Origin of the sequence: Pseudomonas edaphica (assembly GCF_965277385.1) — a bacterium.
GTDB lineage: Bacteria > Pseudomonadota > Gammaproteobacteria > Pseudomonadales > Pseudomonadaceae > Aquipseudomonas > Aquipseudomonas edaphica.
Genome location: NZ_OZ255725.1, coordinates 765,290 through 782,913 on the forward strand (window position 1 = coordinate 765,290; position 17,624 = coordinate 782,913).

General features: G+C 61.7%; 18 protein-coding genes. 6 read left to right on the forward strand and 12 right to left on the reverse strand.

Annotation, left to right across the window (positions count from 1 at the left end; all coding sequences use genetic code 11):
* Window positions 1-100 precede the first annotated feature (100 nt).
* The gene (locus ACQY47_RS03155; protein ID WP_428555531.1) at window positions 101-1,051 is read right to left on the reverse strand and encodes a GlxA family transcriptional regulator; all 951 of its coding nucleotides are present in this window, start codon (window positions 1,049-1,051) and stop codon (window positions 101-103) included.
* A 180-nt stretch (window positions 1,052-1,231) separates the two neighbouring features.
* Between ACQY47_RS03155 and ACQY47_RS03160 the strand changes: the two genes are divergently transcribed.
* Window positions 1,232-1,954, forward strand: a complete 723-nt coding sequence (locus ACQY47_RS03160; RefSeq protein WP_428555534.1) for a pirin family protein — start codon at window positions 1,232-1,234, stop codon at window positions 1,952-1,954.
* 145 nt (window positions 1,955-2,099) lie between these two features.
* A complete protein-coding gene (locus ACQY47_RS03165; protein WP_428555537.1) occupies window positions 2,100-2,408 on the forward strand; it encodes a hypothetical protein in 309 nt (102 codons plus the stop codon).
* A 293-nt stretch (window positions 2,409-2,701) separates the two neighbouring features.
* Here the strand turns inward: ACQY47_RS03165 and ACQY47_RS03170 are convergent, their stop codons facing one another.
* Window positions 2,702-3,700 (reverse strand): quinone oxidoreductase family protein, encoded by a 999-nt coding sequence (locus tag ACQY47_RS03170; protein WP_428555540.1) that lies wholly within the window; start codon window positions 3,698-3,700, stop codon window positions 2,702-2,704.
* A 102-nt stretch (window positions 3,701-3,802) separates the two neighbouring features.
* Here ACQY47_RS03170 and ACQY47_RS03175 point away from each other — a divergent pair, with 102 nt between their 5' ends.
* Window positions 3,803-4,666 (forward strand): LysR family transcriptional regulator, encoded by an 864-nt coding sequence (locus ACQY47_RS03175; protein WP_099547761.1) that lies wholly within the window; start codon window positions 3,803-3,805, stop codon window positions 4,664-4,666.
* A 1-nt stretch (window position 4,667) separates the two neighbouring features.
* On the opposite strand, the gene ACQY47_RS03180 is transcribed toward ACQY47_RS03175, so the two are convergent.
* Complete coding sequence (locus ACQY47_RS03180) at window positions 4,668-5,624, reverse strand: GlxA family transcriptional regulator (protein WP_428555545.1); 957 nt, start codon at window positions 5,622-5,624, stop codon at window positions 4,668-4,670.
* 106 nt (window positions 5,625-5,730) lie between these two features.
* On the opposite strand from ACQY47_RS03180, the gene ACQY47_RS03185 reads away from it, so the two are divergent.
* Window positions 5,731-6,273, forward strand: a complete 543-nt coding sequence (locus tag ACQY47_RS03185; protein ID WP_099547759.1) for an acyl-CoA thioesterase — start codon at window positions 5,731-5,733, stop codon at window positions 6,271-6,273.
* Window positions 6,274-6,279: 6 nt separating this feature from the next.
* Here ACQY47_RS03185 and ACQY47_RS03190 read toward each other — a convergent pair whose 3' ends face one another.
* The 5 genes from ACQY47_RS03190 to ACQY47_RS03210 form a co-directional block, all read right to left on the reverse strand.
* On the reverse strand, window positions 6,280-7,521 hold the full coding sequence (locus tag ACQY47_RS03190) for a Fic family protein (protein WP_428555548.1): 1,242 nt from the start codon (window positions 7,519-7,521) through the stop codon (window positions 6,280-6,282).
* Between the two features lie 260 nt (window positions 7,522-7,781).
* On the reverse strand, window positions 7,782-8,570 hold the full coding sequence (locus tag ACQY47_RS03195; protein WP_176991952.1) for an ABC transporter ATP-binding protein: 789 nt from the start codon (window positions 8,568-8,570) through the stop codon (window positions 7,782-7,784).
* Window positions 8,564-9,553, reverse strand: coding sequence for an ABC transporter permease (locus tag ACQY47_RS03200; RefSeq protein ID WP_169987222.1), 990 nt, complete (start codon window positions 9,551-9,553; stop codon window positions 8,564-8,566). The genes ACQY47_RS03195 and ACQY47_RS03200 overlap by 7 nt, the downstream gene beginning before the upstream one ends.
* Complete coding sequence (locus ACQY47_RS03205; RefSeq protein ID WP_428555553.1) at window positions 9,540-10,598, reverse strand: ABC transporter substrate-binding protein; 1,059 nt, start codon at window positions 10,596-10,598, stop codon at window positions 9,540-9,542. The genes ACQY47_RS03200 and ACQY47_RS03205 overlap by 14 nt, the downstream gene beginning before the upstream one ends.
* Window positions 10,599-10,769: 171 nt before the next feature.
* A complete protein-coding gene (locus tag ACQY47_RS03210) occupies window positions 10,770-12,101 on the reverse strand; it encodes an LLM class flavin-dependent oxidoreductase (protein WP_428555556.1) in 1,332 nt (443 codons plus the stop codon).
* Between the two features lie 345 nt (window positions 12,102-12,446).
* On the opposite strand from ACQY47_RS03210, the gene tal reads away from it, so the two are divergent.
* Window positions 12,447-13,370 carry a transaldolase gene (gene tal, locus ACQY47_RS03215; RefSeq protein WP_428555558.1) on the forward strand — a complete coding sequence of 308 codons (924 nt, stop codon included), beginning with the start codon at window positions 12,447-12,449 and terminating at the stop codon, window positions 13,368-13,370.
* Between the two features lie 161 nt (window positions 13,371-13,531).
* On the opposite strand, the gene ACQY47_RS03220 is transcribed toward tal, so the two are convergent.
* The 4 genes from ACQY47_RS03220 to ACQY47_RS03235 all read right to left on the reverse strand — a co-directional run bounded on the left by ACQY47_RS03220 (window position 13,532) and on the right by ACQY47_RS03235 (window position 16,645).
* Window positions 13,532-13,888 (reverse strand): lysozyme inhibitor LprI family protein, encoded by a 357-nt coding sequence (locus ACQY47_RS03220; protein WP_428555561.1) that lies wholly within the window; start codon window positions 13,886-13,888, stop codon window positions 13,532-13,534.
* A gap of 13 nt (window positions 13,889-13,901) precedes the next feature.
* Complete coding sequence (locus ACQY47_RS03225; protein WP_099547752.1) at window positions 13,902-15,086, reverse strand: sugar transporter; 1,185 nt, start codon at window positions 15,084-15,086, stop codon at window positions 13,902-13,904.
* 111 nt (window positions 15,087-15,197) lie between these two features.
* Window positions 15,198-15,560 carry a type 1 fimbrial protein gene (locus ACQY47_RS03230; RefSeq protein WP_428555565.1) on the reverse strand — a complete coding sequence of 121 codons (363 nt, stop codon included), beginning with the start codon at window positions 15,558-15,560 and terminating at the stop codon, window positions 15,198-15,200.
* Between the two features lie 86 nt (window positions 15,561-15,646).
* Window positions 15,647-16,645, reverse strand: a complete 999-nt coding sequence (locus tag ACQY47_RS03235) for a bile acid:sodium symporter family protein (protein WP_428555568.1) — start codon at window positions 16,643-16,645, stop codon at window positions 15,647-15,649.
* Window positions 16,646-16,730: 85 nt separating this feature from the next.
* On the opposite strand from ACQY47_RS03235, the gene ACQY47_RS03240 reads away from it, so the two are divergent.
* Window positions 16,731-17,519, forward strand: coding sequence for an AraC family transcriptional regulator (locus ACQY47_RS03240; RefSeq protein WP_017137733.1), 789 nt, complete (start codon window positions 16,731-16,733; stop codon window positions 17,517-17,519).
* The last annotated feature ends 105 nt before the right edge of the window (window positions 17,520-17,624 follow it).

The following is a 17,624-nucleotide window of genomic DNA, read 5'->3' on the forward strand; positions in this document are numbered from 1 at the left end:
TCAAGGGGCCTGGGGCTATCTTGCCAGCTATGCGTGACAGGACAATGCTGGCGCAGGGAGCGACACGGACAATCAGGGCAGCCAGACGGACATTTCGGCGTCAACTGAACTGTTGTCGGTACTGCGTGGGGTTAAGGCCGAGTTTTTCACTGAACAGAAAGCGCATATGCCGCACGCTGCCGAACCCTGCGCGGAAAGCCACGGTCTTGAGTGGCAGGTCTGTGCTTTCCAGCAGGTGCCGAGCACGGTCGATACGCGCGCCTTGCACAAAGGCCATGGGCGTCATGCCCACCTCTTTGGCGAACAGCCGCGCAAAATGGCGCGCGCTCATGCCCGCCAGCGCGGCCATGGACACGATGCTCAATGGCTGATCCAACTGCGCCAGCACCTGGTTCTGCACGCGGGTGATCGGGGTTTCCAGCGGCGCGACGGCGGCGGTCATCGGGCTGAACTGCGCCTGACCGCCCTGGCGTTTCATCACCACCAGCAGCACCTTGGCGACGTCGACCGCCACCTGCCGGCCATGGTCCTGGGCGATGATCGACAGCGCCAGGTCGATGCCGGCAGTGACCCCGCCGGAGGTAATCAAGCGGCCATCCTGCAAGTAAATGCGATCGGTCTCGACGGTGGCCTTGGGAAAGCCTTTGATCAGGCGGTCGGTGTAGTGCCAGTGCGTGGTGACGCGGTGGCCGTCGAGCAGCCCGGCGTGCCCCAGCACAAAGGCGCCGGTGCAGATCGAACCGAAGCGCCGTGCCCGAGGTGCTGCGGCCCGCAGCCAAGGCAGCAGAGCCGGATGGCATTCGTTATAAGCGCCAGGCCCGCCGGGCACCAGCAGAAGGTCGTAGGCCTCATCGGCATGCGCCAGTTGCAGGTCGGCATGCACGTGCACGCCATTGGAGGCGCGCAGCGGACCGGGCTCGGTACCGATCGTCAGGATCCGATAATGCTCCGCCGCCGGCAAGTAGCGATTGGCGATGGAAAATACCTCCAGCGGCCCGGCCATATCGAGCAGCAGGAAGTCTGGAAACAGCGCCATGGCCACGGTTTTCATCAAGAGCAAGTCCATCGTAACGGGAGTCGGGACGGCATTATGGCACGCTTGAAACTGTCAACTAAAATGAGACATTAATTCAATTTTCAGCTTATTAATGAATCACTGGAAAACCATTAACCTTCTTCTCAACGCAAGCGCCCTGCATTTCGCAGCCAGCGCTCACTTGAGGACAAGACCATGCTGACCCTTCGCAAAGCCTCGGAACGCGGCGCCGCCAATCACGGTTGGTTGAAGTCGTTCCACACCTTCTCGTTTGCCAACTACTGGGATCCCAAGGAGCAGGGTTTTTCCGACCTGCTGGTGATCAACGATGACCGCGTCGCCGCCGGCAAAGGCTTTGGCCAGCACCCGCATCGGGACATGGAGATTTTCTCCTATGTGCTCGAAGGCGCCCTGGAACACAAGGACACCCTGGGCACCGGTTCGGTGATCCGCCCTGGCGACGTGCAATTGATGAGCGCCGGCAGCGGCGTGGCCCACAGCGAGTTCAACCACAGCCAGAGCCATGGCGTGCACTTCCTGCAGATCTGGATTGTGCCGAATGTGGTCGGCGCCGAACCGCGCTACCAGCAGGAGCACTTCAGCGCAGCGCAAAAACGTGGGCGCTTGCAGTTGATCATCTCGCCGGAAGGCACGGATGGCTCGCTCAACGTTCGCCAGGATGCACGGGTGTATGCCGGGCTGTTCAACGGCGACGAAACCACGACCCTGGACGTGCCGGCGGACCGCCATGTGTACGTGCACGTGGCCCGCGGCAGCGTCGAACTCAATGGCCAACGCATGCAGGAAGGCGACGGCGCACGGCTGCGCAATGAGCGGCAGATCCGCCTGAGCCAGGGCGAAGACGCCGAGGTGCTGGTGTTTGACCTGCGCCCTCAGGAACTGCCGCAGATGCCTTGAGCGCCTGCACGATGGCCCGCCACAACGGGCCATCGCTGGCGTCGATAGTCACCATCAGCGCAATGAAGTTCTCTTAAAAAATCCAACGCGTACCATCAAACCCATACCCGGCAACACCCAACTACAACTCTCGGAGCACACCACCATGAAACGCCAACTCTTGCTTAGCCTCGCTTTCTCGGTACTGGCTGCCAACGCTTTTGCCCACCCGGTTGTCGCTGAAGGCGGCGCGGATCGCCTGCAAGGCAACCACGTAGCCGAAAATGGTTCTGACCGTCTGCAGGAACGCCGTATAGCCGAAGGTGGCGCTGATCGCTTGCAGGAACGTGGCCTGGCCGAAGGCGGTGCTGATCGCCTGCAGGAACGCGGCCTGGCTGAAGGCGGTGCTGATCGCCTGCAGGAACGCGGCCTGGCTGAAGGTGGTTCGGATCGCCTGCAGAGCAACCACGTATAACCCTCGCTGTTGGCGAGGCACCCCAAACCGGCCTGATCAGCCGGTTTTTTTTCGCCTGCGATCTGGCCATGTACCCACCCAACTTCTGGTTAACGGGCTGTTGTGGCGAGCAGGCTTGTTGTGGCGAGCAGGCTTGCCCTGCGTTGGGGCGCGCAGCGGCCCTGAAACCTGAACACGCGGTTTAACCGAAAAATCGCATTAGCCGCACTGGGGCCGCTTCGCAGCCCAACGCAGGGCAAGCCTGCTCGCCACAACAAGCTTGCTAGCCACAACAAGACTGCTCGCCACAACGATCAGCGCAGGTCACGGTCCACCCACAACACCGCCTTGCCGATCTGCTGGCGCGCCTCGATGCGCGCGTGTACCTGTTGCACCGTCTCCAGGCTGTAATGGCCCTCGATCTCCACGCTCAACGACCCTTCCAGCATCGCCGCGAACACCGCATTGGCACGCCGCTGCACGGTCGCCCCGTCGGCCATGTGGTCCGCCAGGCGCGGTCGGGTCAAAAACAGCGAGCCCGCCTCGCCCAATTCAATCGGGTCCAAATCGCTCAGTGAGCCCGACACGTTGCCATAATTGACGATCAAACCCCGCGTGCGGCAAGCACGGAAACTCTCGCGCAAGGTGTTTTTGCCGACTGAATCAAACACCACATCCACCCCGCGGCCATCCGTGGCTTGCAGCACCTGATCGGCAAAGCCGTCATAGGTCCAGGCCTGGTGGGCGCCACGTTGCCGGGCAATCGCGCATTTTTCGGCGCTGCTGCCGGTGGTCAACACGGTCGCGCCCAACCGCCGCGCCATCTGCACCAACAACTGGCCGATGCTGCCGGACGCCGCGTGAATCAGGCAACTGCTGCCTGCCTGCAAGCGCGCCACGTCCTCAACCAGGTAGTGCGCGGTGCAACCCTGAAACATCGCCGCTGCGGCCTGATCGAAGCGGATCGCCGTGGGGATCTGCGCAACTTTATCGGCGGGCACGTTGGCATATTCGGCATAGGCGCCCCAGGCAATGCACCAGGCCACCCGGTCGCCCACGGCCAAATGCTTCACGCCGGAGCCGACCTCAACCACCACGCCAGCGCCTTCCATGCCCAAGGTGCAGGGCAAGCGCACCGGGTAAGTCACCGACGCCGCGTATTTGCCCTGGCGGGTATGAATATCCATGAAATTAATCCCGGCGCAGGCCACCTTGACCAGCACATGCCCGGCCGTGACCTGGGGTTTGGCCACATCATGGCGCAGTTGGGCGACATCGGGACCGCCGTAGGCTTGCAGGGTAATGGCTTTCATCAGGGAACAACTCCGTTTGCACTGGGAAGCGGCCATGGTAAAAGGGATTATTCGGTTGCAATATTCCCCAATCCCTCCCAGCCTCTGCGCGGAAATAACCCGATGTTCGATTGGCAGGACCTCTACTACTTCACCGTGCTGGCCCGCACCCAGTCATTGTCGGCCGCCGCCCGCGAGCTGCAGGTGGAGCACGCCACCGTCGGGCGCCGGGTCGATGCACTGGAAAAAGCCCTGGGCGTAAAGCTGGTGGACCGCCTGCCCCGCAGCCGCCCGCTCACGGCGCAAGGCCTGGCCTTGGCGCAAGTGGCGGCGGGCATGGGCGATATGGCCACGCAGGTGATGCGCTTGTCGCGTGTGGCCTCCATTGAACTGGCCGGCACTGTGCGCGTCAGTTGCCCGCCCTCCATCGCCAACCACTGCATTGCACCTCAGCTTGCGCGTTTACGCGCCCACTACCCGCAGCTGAATCTGGTGCTGATGCCGTCCACTCAACTGGCCGCGCTGGACAAGGGCGAAGCCGACATCGCCTTGCGCACCGTGCGCCCCGACGAAGCAGCCCTGGTGCGGCGCAAAGTCGGCGTGGTGCGCTTCGGCTTGTACGCCGCACCTGCGCTCGAACACTTGCCGGCAGCGCAATGGACCTTCATCGCCTACGACGCCAGCCGCGACCACCTGCCCCAGCAAGCCTGGCTGCACCAACTGCGCGGCCCTCGCCCTATCGTATTTGCCGCCAGCGAGTTGATCACCCAGCAGATGGCCGCTCGCGCGCAGGTCGGCGCGGTAGTGCTGCCGACCCTGGTGGGCGACCACGACCCGCTGTTGACCCGGTTGCCCACGCCCAGCGACGGCCCGGTGCGTGATATCTGGCTGACGGTCTACCCGGATATGCGCCGCTCACCGTCGGTGAAGGTGGTGATGGAGTTTCTGGTGGAATGTATTGAAGCGCAGGCGCAGCTGCGTCGCTGATTCAGGCCGTGGCGAGGAATTTCTTGCGATACGCCGCCGGCAGCATCCCCACGCGCTGCTGGAACAGGCGGCGAAACGAATTACTGTCTTCATACCCCACCGCGTAGGTGATGCTTTCGAGGGTCATGCGCGTGGACTCCAGCATCTGCTTGGCCCGCTCCAGGCGCAGGGTTTGCACATAACCCACGGGCGTATAGCCGGTCGCCTCCTTGAAACGCCGCTTGAAATTGCGCACACCAAAGCCAAAGCGCCGCGCCACGTCGTCAATCACCAACGCCTGGGCAAAGTGCTGCTCCAGCCAATGTTGCACCCGCAGGATCTCGCCGTCGCCGTGGTTCTTGGGCAACGACCACAGGGCGTACACCGACTGCTCGGTACGCACGCCGTCGATCAACAGGTATTTGCCACAGGTATGCGCAAGCTCTGGTGAACCGAAGCGGCGGATCAGGTGCAGCATCAGGTCCATCGCCGCGCTGGCGCCACCGCTGGTGATTACACGGTTTTCTTCACACAGGATCTGCGCGTCCTCCAGGGTCACGTCGGGGTAACGGCGCCGGAACAGCTCGGCAAACGCCCAGTGGGTGGTAGCGCGCAAGCCTTGCAACAAGCCGCTTTCGGCCAGCAAAAAAGCTGCGGTGCACATCGATGCCAGCACCGCGCCCTGGGCATATTGCTCGCGCAACCACGGGCCGTAGGCAGGAAAAGTGGGCAAGGCCTGCTTGAGGGTAAACAGGAAACCGGGGATCAGGATCAGGTCAGTGCGGCGCACCTGCGCCGCCGCGCACGCCACCTGCATGCACTGCCCGCTCCACGTGGTGACGGGCTGGCCGTCCAGGGAGACCACCACGACCTCATAGGGTGGGCTGTCGGCAAACAGATTGGCGGCGCTGAGCATTTCCAGGACCAGGGTGGCGTTGGCGGCAGAACAATCATCGGCCAGGAGCAAGGTAATGTGCATAAAAAGCCTGTTTGCGTTTTTCGCATGTAATAAGTCATTTGCGCACCTACCTTAGCCGATTCCGGCTGCGTACAGTGCGGCTTCTGATCAACTGCCTGGCACGTTTATGAATCTCTGGTTTCGATTGCTGTTCATGTTGTTCCGTCGTCCCTGGCGCAAGCCCGTGCAGGGTTTGGACACCACTGTAGTGCGCATGCGGGTGTGGCCGCTGGACCTGGATATCAACCGGCACGTCACCAATGGCCGGTATTTCACCCTGGCGGACGTTGCGCGGATGGATTTTGTGCTGCGTACCGGCGCTTTTCGCGTGGCCCTGCGCAACAAGGCGTTGCCGATTGTGGGCGACACCTGGGGCAAGTTCCGCCGCGAGCTGAAGCTGTTTGAAGTGTTCGAGGTACACACCCGCATGCTCGGCTGGGACCACAAATGGAGCCTGATGGAGCATCGTTTTATCAGCAAGGGCCGAGTGGTGGGCGTGGTAGTGATGCGCGGCCTGTTCCGCTCCGCCAAGGGCACCCTGCCCCCGGCCGACTTTGTGCGCGAACTCGGCTTGGCCGAAGCGTCACCGCCCATGCCGCAGTGGCTGAGTGACTGGGCAAACAGTTGTGATGAGATGAGCGTGCAGTTGCGGGCGCAGGAGCAGGTTTGAGCGCACCTAGGCCTTGGATGCGAGTTTCTTCAGATTGGCTTCGGCGTCATCCCTGGCCAGGTACAGGAAGCTTTTGCCTTCCTGGACCTTGAACAGCACCTTCATGCCGACCAACTTCTCCAGGTCCTTACGCGCGGTATTTTCCGAAACGTCATAGTCATGGGTGATCTCCTTGGGCGTGAAGGTGCGCCCTGGGTGTTGCAGTACCTTTTTCAGGAAATGCCCCTGCCGATAATTGAGTGCATCTTTCAATTCAAGCGTATCCAGCCAGCCCATCAGCTCGGTGGCTTCTTTCCTTTTGGCCTCGAAATACGTCATGAACGCTTGCATTGCACGCTCAATGACGCGCAGTTGGTAAATCACGAAATAGGTCAGGTCGAAGGCGTCGGTTTCCGTGTAGACATAGGAACGCCCATATTGCATTGGCGCCTCTTTAAGCAGCGTACTGATAGAAATATATTCAAACGGCCAGTAACCACTTTTGAGCATGAACCAATAAAACAACGCGCGTGCGGTGCGCCCGTTCCCGTCCCTGAAAGGATGCTCATAGCCCAGCATGAAATGCAGGATGATGGCTTTCACCACCGGGTGGATAAAGTGCCTGCCCTCCTGCCCGTCATGCCGCTCATTGGCAAACCGGCAGAGCGCTTCAAGCCTGGCTGGCAGCAGGGCTGCCTTGGGCGGCTGATGCACAATGTCATTGCGCGCACCGCCGACAAAAACATCGTCTTCGTCCCTGATGGCCCCCGGATGAACATGCGCCTCATCAATGCCCGCCGTGGCAATGCCATGAAACTCGCAGATCAACCCGAGCGACAGACTTTCGTCCTTGTTGTACTTGGCATGCTTCATCAGCTGATAGTTATTCAGGATCATCCGCTCATCATCATCTTGAGGCGGGCGTTCCTTGGCCAACATGTCCTTGGCGATTTTACGGGTCGTCGCGGCGCCCTCCAGTTGGGCGCTGGAGATGGCTTCCTCCATCATCAAGGCGTCAACCAGGTAGCGGGTGTTATCCCGGTATTGGGGAGACGACGCCGTCGCCCCGCCCAGCCTGGACGTCACCGACTCCACGGCGTGAACGACCGCGTCACAGAAATCCGTGGTGCACACAAAAAAAGGGCTGCCACACTCGCTGCGCAGTTCGAGGGTCTTGCTCGCGCAGGCCCGCGACATTTTGATCGCGGCCCAAGCAGCGTCTTTATTGATGCCCGGCGCGGGATATCGACGAAATTCATCCCAGTGCAAGTACCGACCTTTGCCGTCGACCGCTTTGTAGAGGCGCGCCAGCTCGAAAACCTCCAGGCCATATTGCTTTAACAAGTCGGCGAATTCGGTTGGCTTATGGATTCTCGCCATCGCTGAAACTCAATTTTCGAAAATTGAGTTGATCCTTGCGCAAGGGGTTGGCGGTGTCAAGGACTATGCAGTCAGACTGTGGGGTTGCGGGACGCGGAGCGCCCCAAGCGGCATTCCCACGCAGAGCGTGGGAACGATCAGACCAACAACTACCAGCTCTCCCCCAACCCCAACAACCCCAGAATCTGCCGGCGCAAATCCACCAGATAGGCATCATCGCGATGCCGAGGATAGGGCCGATCAATGGTCAACTGCGCCTGGATCTTCGCCGGGCGGTCGCTGAACACGATCACGCGGTTGGCCAGCAGCAAGGCTTCTTCCACGTCGTGGGTCACCAGCAACGCCGTGTAGCCCTGGCGCTGCCACAGGTCGATAAGCTCCTTTTGCAGGGTGATGCGCGTCAGCGAGTCCAGCTTGCCCAGGGGTTCATCCAGAATCAGCAGCCGTGGCTGGTTGACCAGCGCACGGGCCAACGCCACGCGCTGGGCCATGCCGCCGGAAAGTTGTCGAGGGTAGGCGTGCGCGAAGGCGCTGAGGCCGACTTTTTCCAGGGCTTGATCGACCTTGGCCGAATGGGTCTTGAGCAAGCCTTGAGCCTCCAGGCCCAGTGCGACGTTGTCCCACACGCGGCGCCAGGGGTACAGGGTCGGGTCCTGGAACACCACCACGCGGCTCGGGTCGGGGCCGGTGATGGCGTGCCCATCGGCCAGCAAACGCCCGGAGTCAGCCGGTTCCAACCCGGCCACCAGGCGCAGCAAAGTGGATTTGCCGCACCCCGAAGGCCCCAGCAACGCCACGAATTCACCGGGCGCCACCTCCAGGGAAACCCGCTCCAATACCGGCAAATGCTGCCCGTCCAGTGCAAAGCCATGGCTGAGGTTTTCAATCCGCAGCGCCAGCCCGGGCGCGGGTTGGATTGCTTGTGCCAGCGCTACCATTTCATCGCTCCTTTCTGCCAGGCCAACAAGCGGTCACGCACCAGGAACAACCCGGTGATCAACCCCGAACAGGCCAGTGCCATGATCAATAATGCCGCGTACATGTTCGCGTAGGCGGCCCAGCCCTGAGCCCATTGCAAGTACCAGCCGATGCCGGATTTAACCCCCATCATTTCCGCCACCACCAAGGTCGAGAACGAGGCCCCCAGGCCCATGAACAGGCCGACAAACACGTGGGGCAACGCGGCGGGAATCGCCACTTTGAAAATCAGGAAGCCCGGCTTGGCACCCAAGGTGCGTGCCACGTCGTAATAGGCTTTATCGACACTCGCCACGCCGGACCAGGTCAGCACCGTGACCGGAAACCAGGTGGCCAGGGCGATCAGGAAAACACTTGCGCTCCAACTGCTGGGAAACAGGAAAAAACACAGCGGCAGCAACGCCGTCGACGGCACCGGCCCGAGGATACGCAGCACCGGGTGCAACCAGTAGCCGATGCGCGTGGACCAGCCGATGGAGACGCCCGCGACAAAACCAGTCGCCGCGCCCAGCGCCACGCCCGAACCCAGCAGCAAGGCCGAATGCAGCAGGCTGTCGGCCAGGCGCGCATAGTCTTCGACATACACCGCAAGCAAGGCCTGGGGCGGCGCGAAAAACGGCACCGGCAGCAGCGCCAGTTTGGCGGTGAGCAGCTCCCAGACACCCAGTAATACCGGCAAGGCAATCAACCAAGGCCCGGCCTTTTGCAAGCGCTGGCCGAGCCGCGAAAAACGCAGGCCCAGCAGGCTCAACAGAATGAACAGCGCAGCCACCGCCACGCACACATTGGCCAGCCCTTGGGTCATTGGCCAATTGCGCACGGCATTGGGCCAATAGCTGATCAGCAGTGCCACGGCCACCCAGGCCGCCACCACCGTGGCGCCCTGCCAGCCGGCCTTGAATGTCAGGCTTGGGTTCAGGGTGGTTGCATCAACTGAAGACATCAGCGGTGATCTCCTTGGCAAACTCCACCGGGTCGGTGCCTTTGCTGATCACCTCGACGGTTTTCAGGTCGGTGACATAGGTGGTGATTTCCTGCGTCAGCGCCGCGCCGACCGCATGGTGGCCGTGGGTATGATCGTGCAGGATCGCCTGCACTTCTTCAGTCGTGGTGTTCAGCGCATAAGCCTGGAAGCCCTTGGCGACTTCTTCGGGGTGCTGCACGGAATAATCGTGGGCCTCCAGAATCGCCTGGGTCAGCGCCGCGACCACGCGCTTGTCTTCACGTACCAGCTTGCCGGTGACGCCGACCACGCAGCAGCTGAGGTTGGCGTATTCCTCCACCAGGTTGGTAGACAACTCCCGCGCCACGCCGGACTTGATCAGGCGGTACATGAACGGGTCACTGCCGCTGACCGCCTGCACTTCACCACGCTCCAGCGCGGTGCCCAGCAGGTCGGCCGGGTACAGGCGCCATTCGACGTCGCGCACCGGGTCGACGCCGTGCTTTTTCAGCAGGATAGAGAAGAAATTGCGGTCGGGGCTGGCCATGTCGGTGACACCGATGGCCTTGCCCTTGAGGTCCTCCAGCCTGTTCACGCCGCCGTTCGCCGCACTCAGCAAGCGCAGGCAACCGCCGTGGGTACCGGCGGTGAGCTTGACGTCAAAGCCTTGTTCCAGAGCCTTGAGCCAACGCAGCGCCATGCCGATGCCGGCATCTGCCTTGCCGGTGGCGATGGCTTCGAGCAGCACTTCGGTGGAGTTGCCGAAGTTGACCAGTTCCACATCGAGGTTATGTTGGGTGAAGAAGCCCTGCCCGTGGGCAATCACCACTGGCGCCAGGCACACAGCGTTGAGGTTGACCGCCAGTTTTAGCTTGCGCGGCGCGTCGAGGCGGATGAACTCGCCGGTGCCTGCAGGTTCCGCAGGCGTGCCGTGCCCGGCGTGCTCGTCGGCCGCAAAGCCCAGGCTGGGCAGCGCCAGGCCGGCCATGGAAATGCCCGCTATGCCGAGCAAACGGCGACGGGTCAAGTGATCGAAAGCAGCCATGCGCAATTCCCTTTTTAAATTGATGTACCCAATAAAAAACACCGCCGCCCAAATGTGGGAGCTGGCTTGCCTGCGATAGCGCAGTGTCAGTCAACTACGATGCAAACTGACCCGCCGCTATCGCAGGCAAGCCAGCTCCCACATTCAGTGCATTCAGTGCATTCAGTGCATTCAGTGTGCGAGATCCGCCAGACCGAGGTGCTCACGCAACGTCGAACCTTCGTACGCCGTGCGGAACAGGCCCTTGCGCTGCAAGTGCGGAATCACGCTCTCGACAAATTCGGTGAACGAGCCCGGCAAGTACCCCGGCGAAATCACAAAGCCGTCGCAACCGCCTTGCTCGAACAGCTCAGCCAATTGGTCGGCGATCTGCGCGCCGGTGCCCACCAGTTGCGGCACGCGCACGCTGCTGGCGAAGATCCGGCCGAGTTGTTCCAGGGTCAGTTCGGGGCCTTGCATCAGCAGCTTTTCCGCCGCTGCACCGTGGATAAGCGGCGACTGCGCCACCTCGGCCAGGGTGGCCGACAACGGGAACGGCGACAGGTCCACATTCAGTTGCGAAGCCAGTGTCACCAGCCCCAACTCCGGCCGCGCCAGGGCGTTGTGCTGGTCGCGCTTGGCGCGGGCTTCGGCTTCGCTGCCGCCAATAAATGGCATCACCGCGGTGAGTATTTTGCAGCTGTCGGCGGCGCGGCCTTGTTGCACCACCTGGGCGCGCACGTCATCGCGAAAGGCGCGCATGGCCGCCAGGTGCGGGTGAATGGTAAAAATCGCCTCGGCCCACCGTGCGCCAAAGCGCCGACCCCGCCCGGAAGACCCGGCCTGGATCAGCACCGGCCGGCCCTGGGGCGAACGCGGGATATTCAGCGGGCCTTCAACCCGGAACCACTCGCCCTGGTGTTGCACCGAGGTAATCAATGCCGGGTCGGCGAGCACGCCGCTTTCGCGGTCGAGCTTGAGCGCGTCCTTGCCCCAGCTGTTCCAGAGTTTCAGCGCGACCTCGACAAACTCATCGGCGCGGTCGTAGCGCAGGTCATGCTCCAGGTGCTTGGCCTTGCCGAACAGGCGCCCTTCGCTGTCATTCATCGAGGTGACGATATTCCACGCCGCGCGGCCCTTGGACAGGTGGTCCAAGGTGGCGAATTCGCGGGCAATATGCGCCGGTTCGTAATAGGTGGTGGAACGGGTCGCGCCCAGGCCGAGTTTGGTGGTCTGGCCTACCAGGTACGACAGGATCGGCAACGGGTCGAGGCGCGTGGCGTCCTGGGCGCCGTAGCGCAAGGCAAACTCACGGGAGCCGCCCATCTGGTCGCCCACGGCCAGGCGATCGGCGAAAAACAGGAAGTCGAACAAGCCTTCCTCCACGACTTTGGCGATACGCGTGTAGTACTCGGGGTCGAGGTAATTGCCGACCGTTTCGGGGTGGCGCCATACCGCGTGGCTGTGCACCACCGGGCCGCTCAACAGGAAGGCTGACAAATGGATCTGGCGGCGTGAGGTCATAAAGCGTCTTCGCGGGAAAGTTCGATTTTTATTATATTAATCACGCACGATTATGAAAGAATCATATAACTCTATGGTTATGCCCGATTCGTCGGACGCTGCAAAAAGCGCCCTAAGCTCAGATCGAAAGAGTATTTATCGAATGCTTTTCATAACTTTAAGCTTGGCGCTATTTCGCAAGAAAATCGCGGTGATGACGGGCACGCCTTACGCCAAGGCGGTGGATGCGCAGGATGTGCAGACCTGGATGCCTTAAGGCCGCGACAGGTTTGCACGCGCGGTAAACAGGGCGCCCCGGAAATGGTACAACAGCTACCTTCACTCTTTTCCTGGGGACCGCCGCTCATGACGTCCAAGCTCGAACAACTCAAGCAATTCACCACCGTGGTCTGCGACACTGGCGACCTGGAAGCCATCAGCCGCCTGCGCCCGGTGGATGCCACCACCAACCCGTCGCTGCTGCTCAAGGCCGCCGCCATCCCGGAATACGCCGAGCTGCTGCGCAATGCCGTGAGCCTGTCCAAAGGCAATGTGGGCCTGGCCTGCGACCACTTCGCGGTGTCGGTGGGCGCGGGCATTCTCAAGGTGATTCCGGGGCGTATATCCACTGAAGTCGACGCGCGTTTGTCGTTCGACGAAGACGCGCTGTGGGCCAAGGCCAACCAGCTGATCGCCCTGTATGACCAGGCCGGTGTCGGCCGCGACCGCGTGCTGATCAAACTGGCCTCCACCTGGGAAGGCATCCGCACCGCCGAGCGCCTGGAAAAAGCCGGTATCCAGACCAACCTCACCCTGCTGTTTTCCTTCGCCCAGGCCCAGGCCTGCGCCGATGCCGGGGTGTTTTTGATCTCGCCGTTCGTGGGCCGCATCTACGACTGGTATCGCAAAAACACCGGCCTGGACTACACCGGTGCCGAAGACCCGGGCGTGCAGTCGGTGACGCGTATCTACAACTACTACAAGGCCAATAAAATCGACACCGTGGTGATGGGCGCCAGCTTCCGCACCTTGAGCCAGATCGAAGAACTGGCCGGTTGCGACCGCCTGACCATCAGCCCTGACCTGCTGCAAAAACTGGCTGACGATAACGGCGTGCTGCAACGCAAATTGGCGCCGGGTGCAGAAGGCGAAGTGCGTCAGCCATTGACCGAAGCGCAATTCCGTTGGGCGTCGAATGAAGATGCGATGGCGACTGAAAAACTCGCCGAAGGCATTCGCCAGTTTGCGCGGGATCAGGAGAAGCTCGAGGCGGTGCTGGCTGCACTGTAAGGTACTAAAACCGCATGCGGTCAAATGTGGGAGCTGGCTTGCCTGCGATAGCGGTGGTGGCTGACAGATCGCTATCGCAGGCAAGCCAGCTCCCACAGAAAAGCCTGCTCGCCACAACAAGCCCGCTCCCACAGGTTGCTTTTTTGCCTAGGATTGCTGGCTCAAAACGGCCCTTTCGTCATCACCCGCTCATCAATGAACCCGCGCAACATACCAATCCGCTGCGTATAAGCAGCGCTCAGGCAACTGACTTTCGCCCCGCAGGCATGCCGCTGTTTGAGCCATTCGGCCTGCCCGTCCATCAATGAACCGCGCCCGCCCATGGCCATGAAGTGCTTGTTCAGGTCGTAGAGCAACGCCATGGTGACGTCCTGGTCATTGAGGCTGACGTTTTTGCAGATGGTGATTTCGTCAGGTGCCCGAGCCTTGGCGCAGTCGAAGCTGGCGGCAACGCTCGAAGGGCTGAGCAACAGCGCAGACACGCTGGCAAGCATCGCGAAAAAAGCAGGTTTGATCATCAATCGTTACTCCTCAGCTACGCACCACACCCGTCCCGAACTTGCGAATCGCCAGGCAATACCCGATCAACGCCACCGCTGCCAACGCCCCGCCCGCCACGCCGATCCAGGCGAAGCCGAAGTGGCTGCCGACCCAGCTGCCCATCAGGGCGCCGCCGCCGATGCCGATGTTGTAGATGCCGGAGAACATTGCCATGGCCACGTCGGTGGCGTCGGGTGCCAGCACCAGCACCTTCGATTGCATGGCGAGGCCGAAGCCCATGATGGCCATGCCCCAGAAAATGCTCAGTATCACCAGGTACGACTCGGCGCCGCTCAAGGGCAGCATCAGGGTCAAGCAGGCCGCGAGCAGGAACACTGCGCTGACCACGAAAATATGCGGGTTGAAACGGTGCACCAGGCTGAACAGCAGCGAGCCGATGATGCCCGCGCCGCCGAACACCAGCAAAATCAGGGTTACGGCGCCACCGCCCAAACCGGCCACGCCTTCGACGAAGGGTTCGATGTAGCTGTAGGCGGTGAATTGCGCGGTAACGGTCATGGCGGTGAGCACGTACAGCGCCACCAGTGCCGGGCGTTTGAACAGCAACGGCAGGCTGCGCAGCGAGCCGGAGTTCTGGCTCGGCAGCGGCGGCAAGGTGCGCGCCAGCCAGAACACCAGGGCGCCAGCGAACGCGGCGATCACCAGGAAGGTGGTGCGCCAGCCCATGGCTTCACCGAGCAGACGGCCCAGGGGAATGCCCAACACCATCGCCAAAGAGGTGCCAGTAGCCAACAACCCAAGGGCTTGCACCTGCTTGCCTTCCGGCGCCAGGCGCACGGCCAGGGACGCGGTAATTGACCAGAACAGCGCGTGGGACAACGCAATGCCGATGCGACTGACCATCAGCAGGCCAAAACTGTTGGCGACGCTGGAGAGGATATGGCTGGCGATAAACAGGCCGAACAGCACGATCAGCAACTTGCGCCGCTCGACGTTGCGCGTCAGCAGCATCACCGGCAACGAGGTCAGCGAAACGATCCAGGCATAGATGGTGAGCATCAAGCCGACGCTGGCGATGGGCATGTCGAAGCTCGCACCGATGGCGCTGAGCAGCCCCACGGGCACGAATTCGGTGGTATTGAACACAAAGGCGGCCAGCGCCAAGGCGATGACCGGTTGCCAATTGGCTTGGGGCGTTGCGGCTGAAATGCTCATTGGCGGGCGAGATACTCTGGCGATGATCCAACGGCCGCGCAGAACAGCGCCGCCGCCGGGCATTCTATAGGTTTCTTGGCCCGCTGTTGACGCGGATCGTCGCCCAAAGGCTTAGGGCGAGGTCATGGTAATCACGTAGTTGCCCGACTGGATCGGCTTGCCGGCGGCATCCACCAGCAAGTAACTCTGGTTGTAATAACGCCCATCGCCGCTGTCTGCCACCAGCTTTACATGGGCGGCGTTGACGCTGGCCACTGGCGCAATATTGCGCACCTCGAAGCGACTGCCGCGATTGGAACTGGCGCACCCGGTCAACTCCATCACCGCGCCACTGCGCGCATTTGTCGCACAGCCGGGTTCGACGATGGCGCCGCGAAATTGAATGGTGCCCTGCCCTATGGTCTGCGCGGCACCACAGGCGCCCGCCCATAGGCAAAACAGGCCGGTTAATACCGAAATACCTTTAACGTTCATGCCGACACTCCTTATTGGGCTCTCAATAAGGAAGTCGTCTGCTCGGGCGTTAACTTGAGGTCAATCTTGCCAAGGTGTGCGCTGGATCACGGATCGACCTGGCCCATTATCTCGGGGATGCTTTCCGGGCGCTTGGCATAACGCTGCGCCAACGCCGCACAGACCATCAACTGGATCTGGTGAAACAGCATCAACGGCAAAATCAGCACGCCCATGGTCGCCCCGGCGAACAGCACCTGGGCCATCGGTACACCGGTGGCCAGGCTTTTCTTTGAGCCACAGAACAAGATGGTGATGCGGTCTTCCTGGTTAAACCCAAATGCCTTGCCCAGCACGGCGGAGGCCACCAGCACCAAGCCCAGCAACACGCAGCAGGCGACGACCAGACCGCCCAGCTCCCACAGCGGGATCTGGTGCCAGATGCCTTCGTTGACCGCTTCGCTGAACGCGCCATACACCACCAGCAGAATCGAGCCTTGGTCGACGAACTTCAGCCAGGATTTATTACGCCCCACCCACTCGCCAATCCAGCGCCGGGCGATCTGCCCGGCCACAAAAGGCAGCAACAGCTGCACGCTGATTTTCAGGATGGCGTCGACCGTGGAGCCGCCATCGCCGTGTACGTTAAGCAGCAAGGTCACCAGCAACGGCGTCAGGAAGATGCCGAACAGGCTGGAGGCCGCCGCGCTGCAGATGGCTGCCGGGATGTTGCCGCGGGCCAGCGAGGTGAAGGCAATCGCCGATTGCACCGTGGCCGGCAGCGCACACAGATACAGCATGCCCATGTACAGGTCGTTGCCGATCAGCGGCGACAGCAGCGGCTTGAGCGCCAGGCCCAACAATGGGAACAGCACAAAAGTCAGGCTGAACACCAGCAAATGCAGGCGCCAATGCCCGGCACCGGCAACGATGGCCTGGCGTGACAGCTTGGCGCCGTGCAGGAAAAACAGCAGCGCAATGGCCAGGTTCGTCACCCAGCCGAAGGCCACGGCGGTCTGGCCGCTGGCCGGCAGCAGTGACGCAAGGATCACCGTGGCGATCAGGGTCAGGGTGAAGTTGTCAGGTAGAAAACGCGGGCGGGTCATAAGCAAATCTTCCAGGGGTTGCCAAGAGCATCGCTGCGACTCTAACTTAACGGCCTGTTACCGACTAACGCCAATGAGCCAGTAAATGCCGCCTAAAGGACATGACAAGACGGTTAGGCGCAGTGTGCCCGGGCTTTCCAGCCTGCCACGCCCGGTGTATGGCCGCACCGAATCGCTGCCCAACCGCGCGCTGACCCGCCGGCACAGCCACCCGTGGGTGCAGTTGTCGTATGCGATTTCGGGGGTGCTGGAGATCCAGACCAGTGTCGGCCGTTTCGTCGCCCCGCCCCAGCGCGCCGTGTGGATTCCTGCGGGCGTACCGCACCGGGTGTTCAGCTCACCGCACACGGAAATGCGCAGCCTGTACCTCGATTGCAGCGTCACCGCCTGGGCGGCCGAGCGTTGCCAGGTGCTGGAGGTGAGCAGTTTGTTGCGCGAGTTGATCCGCAGTTTCAGCGAGTTGCCGGTGGAGTATGCCGAGGACGGCCCGGACGGGCGGCTGGCCCAGGTGGTGCTCGACCAACTGGCGGCCGCGCCCCAGGTGGATTTGATGCTGCCGTTGCCCCATGACCCACGGCTGCGGCAGATTTACCGCAGCCTGAACCTGCACCCGGAGCAGCAGACCACCCTGGGTGACTGGAGCCACAAGCTTGGGGTCAGTGAAAAGACCCTGAGCCGGTTGTTTTTGAGTGATACCGGGCTGACCTTTCGCGCCTGGCGTCAGCGCCTGCGCTTGCTCAGCGCCCTACCCGCGCTGGAGCAAGGCGAGCGGGTGACGGATGTGGCGCTGGGGTGTGGGTATGAGTCGACGTCGGCGTTTATTAATGCGTTTCGGCAGCAGTTTGAGTCCACCCCAGGTGAATTCTTCCGCTGACACATAGACAACAACGATCCACTGTGGGAGCTGGCTTGCCTGCGATGCAGGCTCCTCGGTGTGTCAGGTACACCGAGTTGATGCTATCGCAGGCAAGCCAGCTCC

What these genes read in the sequence shown, in the direction of transcription:
- ACQY47_RS03230 (WP_428555565.1), bottom strand. Translation starts at nt 15,560, where the DNA reads ATGAACGTTAAAGGTATTTCGGTATTAACCGGCCTGTTTTGCCTATGG.
- ACQY47_RS03205 (WP_428555553.1), bottom strand. Translation starts at nt 10,598, where the DNA reads ATGGCTGCTTTCGATCACTTGACCCGTCGCCGTTTGCTCGGCATAGCG.
- ACQY47_RS03185 (WP_099547759.1), top strand. Translation starts at nt 5,731, where the DNA reads ATGAATCTCTGGTTTCGATTGCTGTTCATGTTGTTCCGTCGTCCCTGG.
- ACQY47_RS03165 (WP_428555537.1), top strand. Translation starts at nt 2,100, where the DNA reads ATGAAACGCCAACTCTTGCTTAGCCTCGCTTTCTCGGTACTGGCTGCC.
- ACQY47_RS03200 (WP_169987222.1), bottom strand. Translation starts at nt 9,553, where the DNA reads ATGTCTTCAGTTGATGCAACCACCCTGAACCCAAGCCTGACATTCAAG.
- ACQY47_RS03220 (WP_428555561.1), bottom strand. Translation starts at nt 13,888, where the DNA reads ATGATCAAACCTGCTTTTTTCGCGATGCTTGCCAGCGTGTCTGCGCTG.
- ACQY47_RS03225 (WP_099547752.1), bottom strand. Translation starts at nt 15,086, where the DNA reads ATGAGCATTTCAGCCGCAACGCCCCAAGCCAATTGGCAACCGGTCATC.
- ACQY47_RS03240 (WP_017137733.1), top strand. Translation starts at nt 16,731, where the DNA reads ATGCCGCCTAAAGGACATGACAAGACGGTTAGGCGCAGTGTGCCCGGG.
- ACQY47_RS03160 (WP_428555534.1), top strand. Translation starts at nt 1,232, where the DNA reads ATGCTGACCCTTCGCAAAGCCTCGGAACGCGGCGCCGCCAATCACGGT.
- ACQY47_RS03170 (WP_428555540.1), bottom strand. Translation starts at nt 3,700, where the DNA reads ATGAAAGCCATTACCCTGCAAGCCTACGGCGGTCCCGATGTCGCCCAA.
- ACQY47_RS03155 (WP_428555531.1), bottom strand. Translation starts at nt 1,051, where the DNA reads ATGAAAACCGTGGCCATGGCGCTGTTTCCAGACTTCCTGCTGCTCGAT.
- tal (WP_428555558.1), top strand. Translation starts at nt 12,447, where the DNA reads ATGACGTCCAAGCTCGAACAACTCAAGCAATTCACCACCGTGGTCTGC.
- ACQY47_RS03235 (WP_428555568.1), bottom strand. Translation starts at nt 16,645, where the DNA reads ATGACCCGCCCGCGTTTTCTACCTGACAACTTCACCCTGACCCTGATC.
- ACQY47_RS03175 (WP_099547761.1), top strand. Translation starts at nt 3,803, where the DNA reads ATGTTCGATTGGCAGGACCTCTACTACTTCACCGTGCTGGCCCGCACC.
- ACQY47_RS03195 (WP_176991952.1), bottom strand. Translation starts at nt 8,570, where the DNA reads ATGGTAGCGCTGGCACAAGCAATCCAACCCGCGCCCGGGCTGGCGCTG.
- ACQY47_RS03180 (WP_428555545.1), bottom strand. Translation starts at nt 5,624, where the DNA reads ATGCACATTACCTTGCTCCTGGCCGATGATTGTTCTGCCGCCAACGCC.
- ACQY47_RS03210 (WP_428555556.1), bottom strand. Translation starts at nt 12,101, where the DNA reads ATGACCTCACGCCGCCAGATCCATTTGTCAGCCTTCCTGTTGAGCGGC.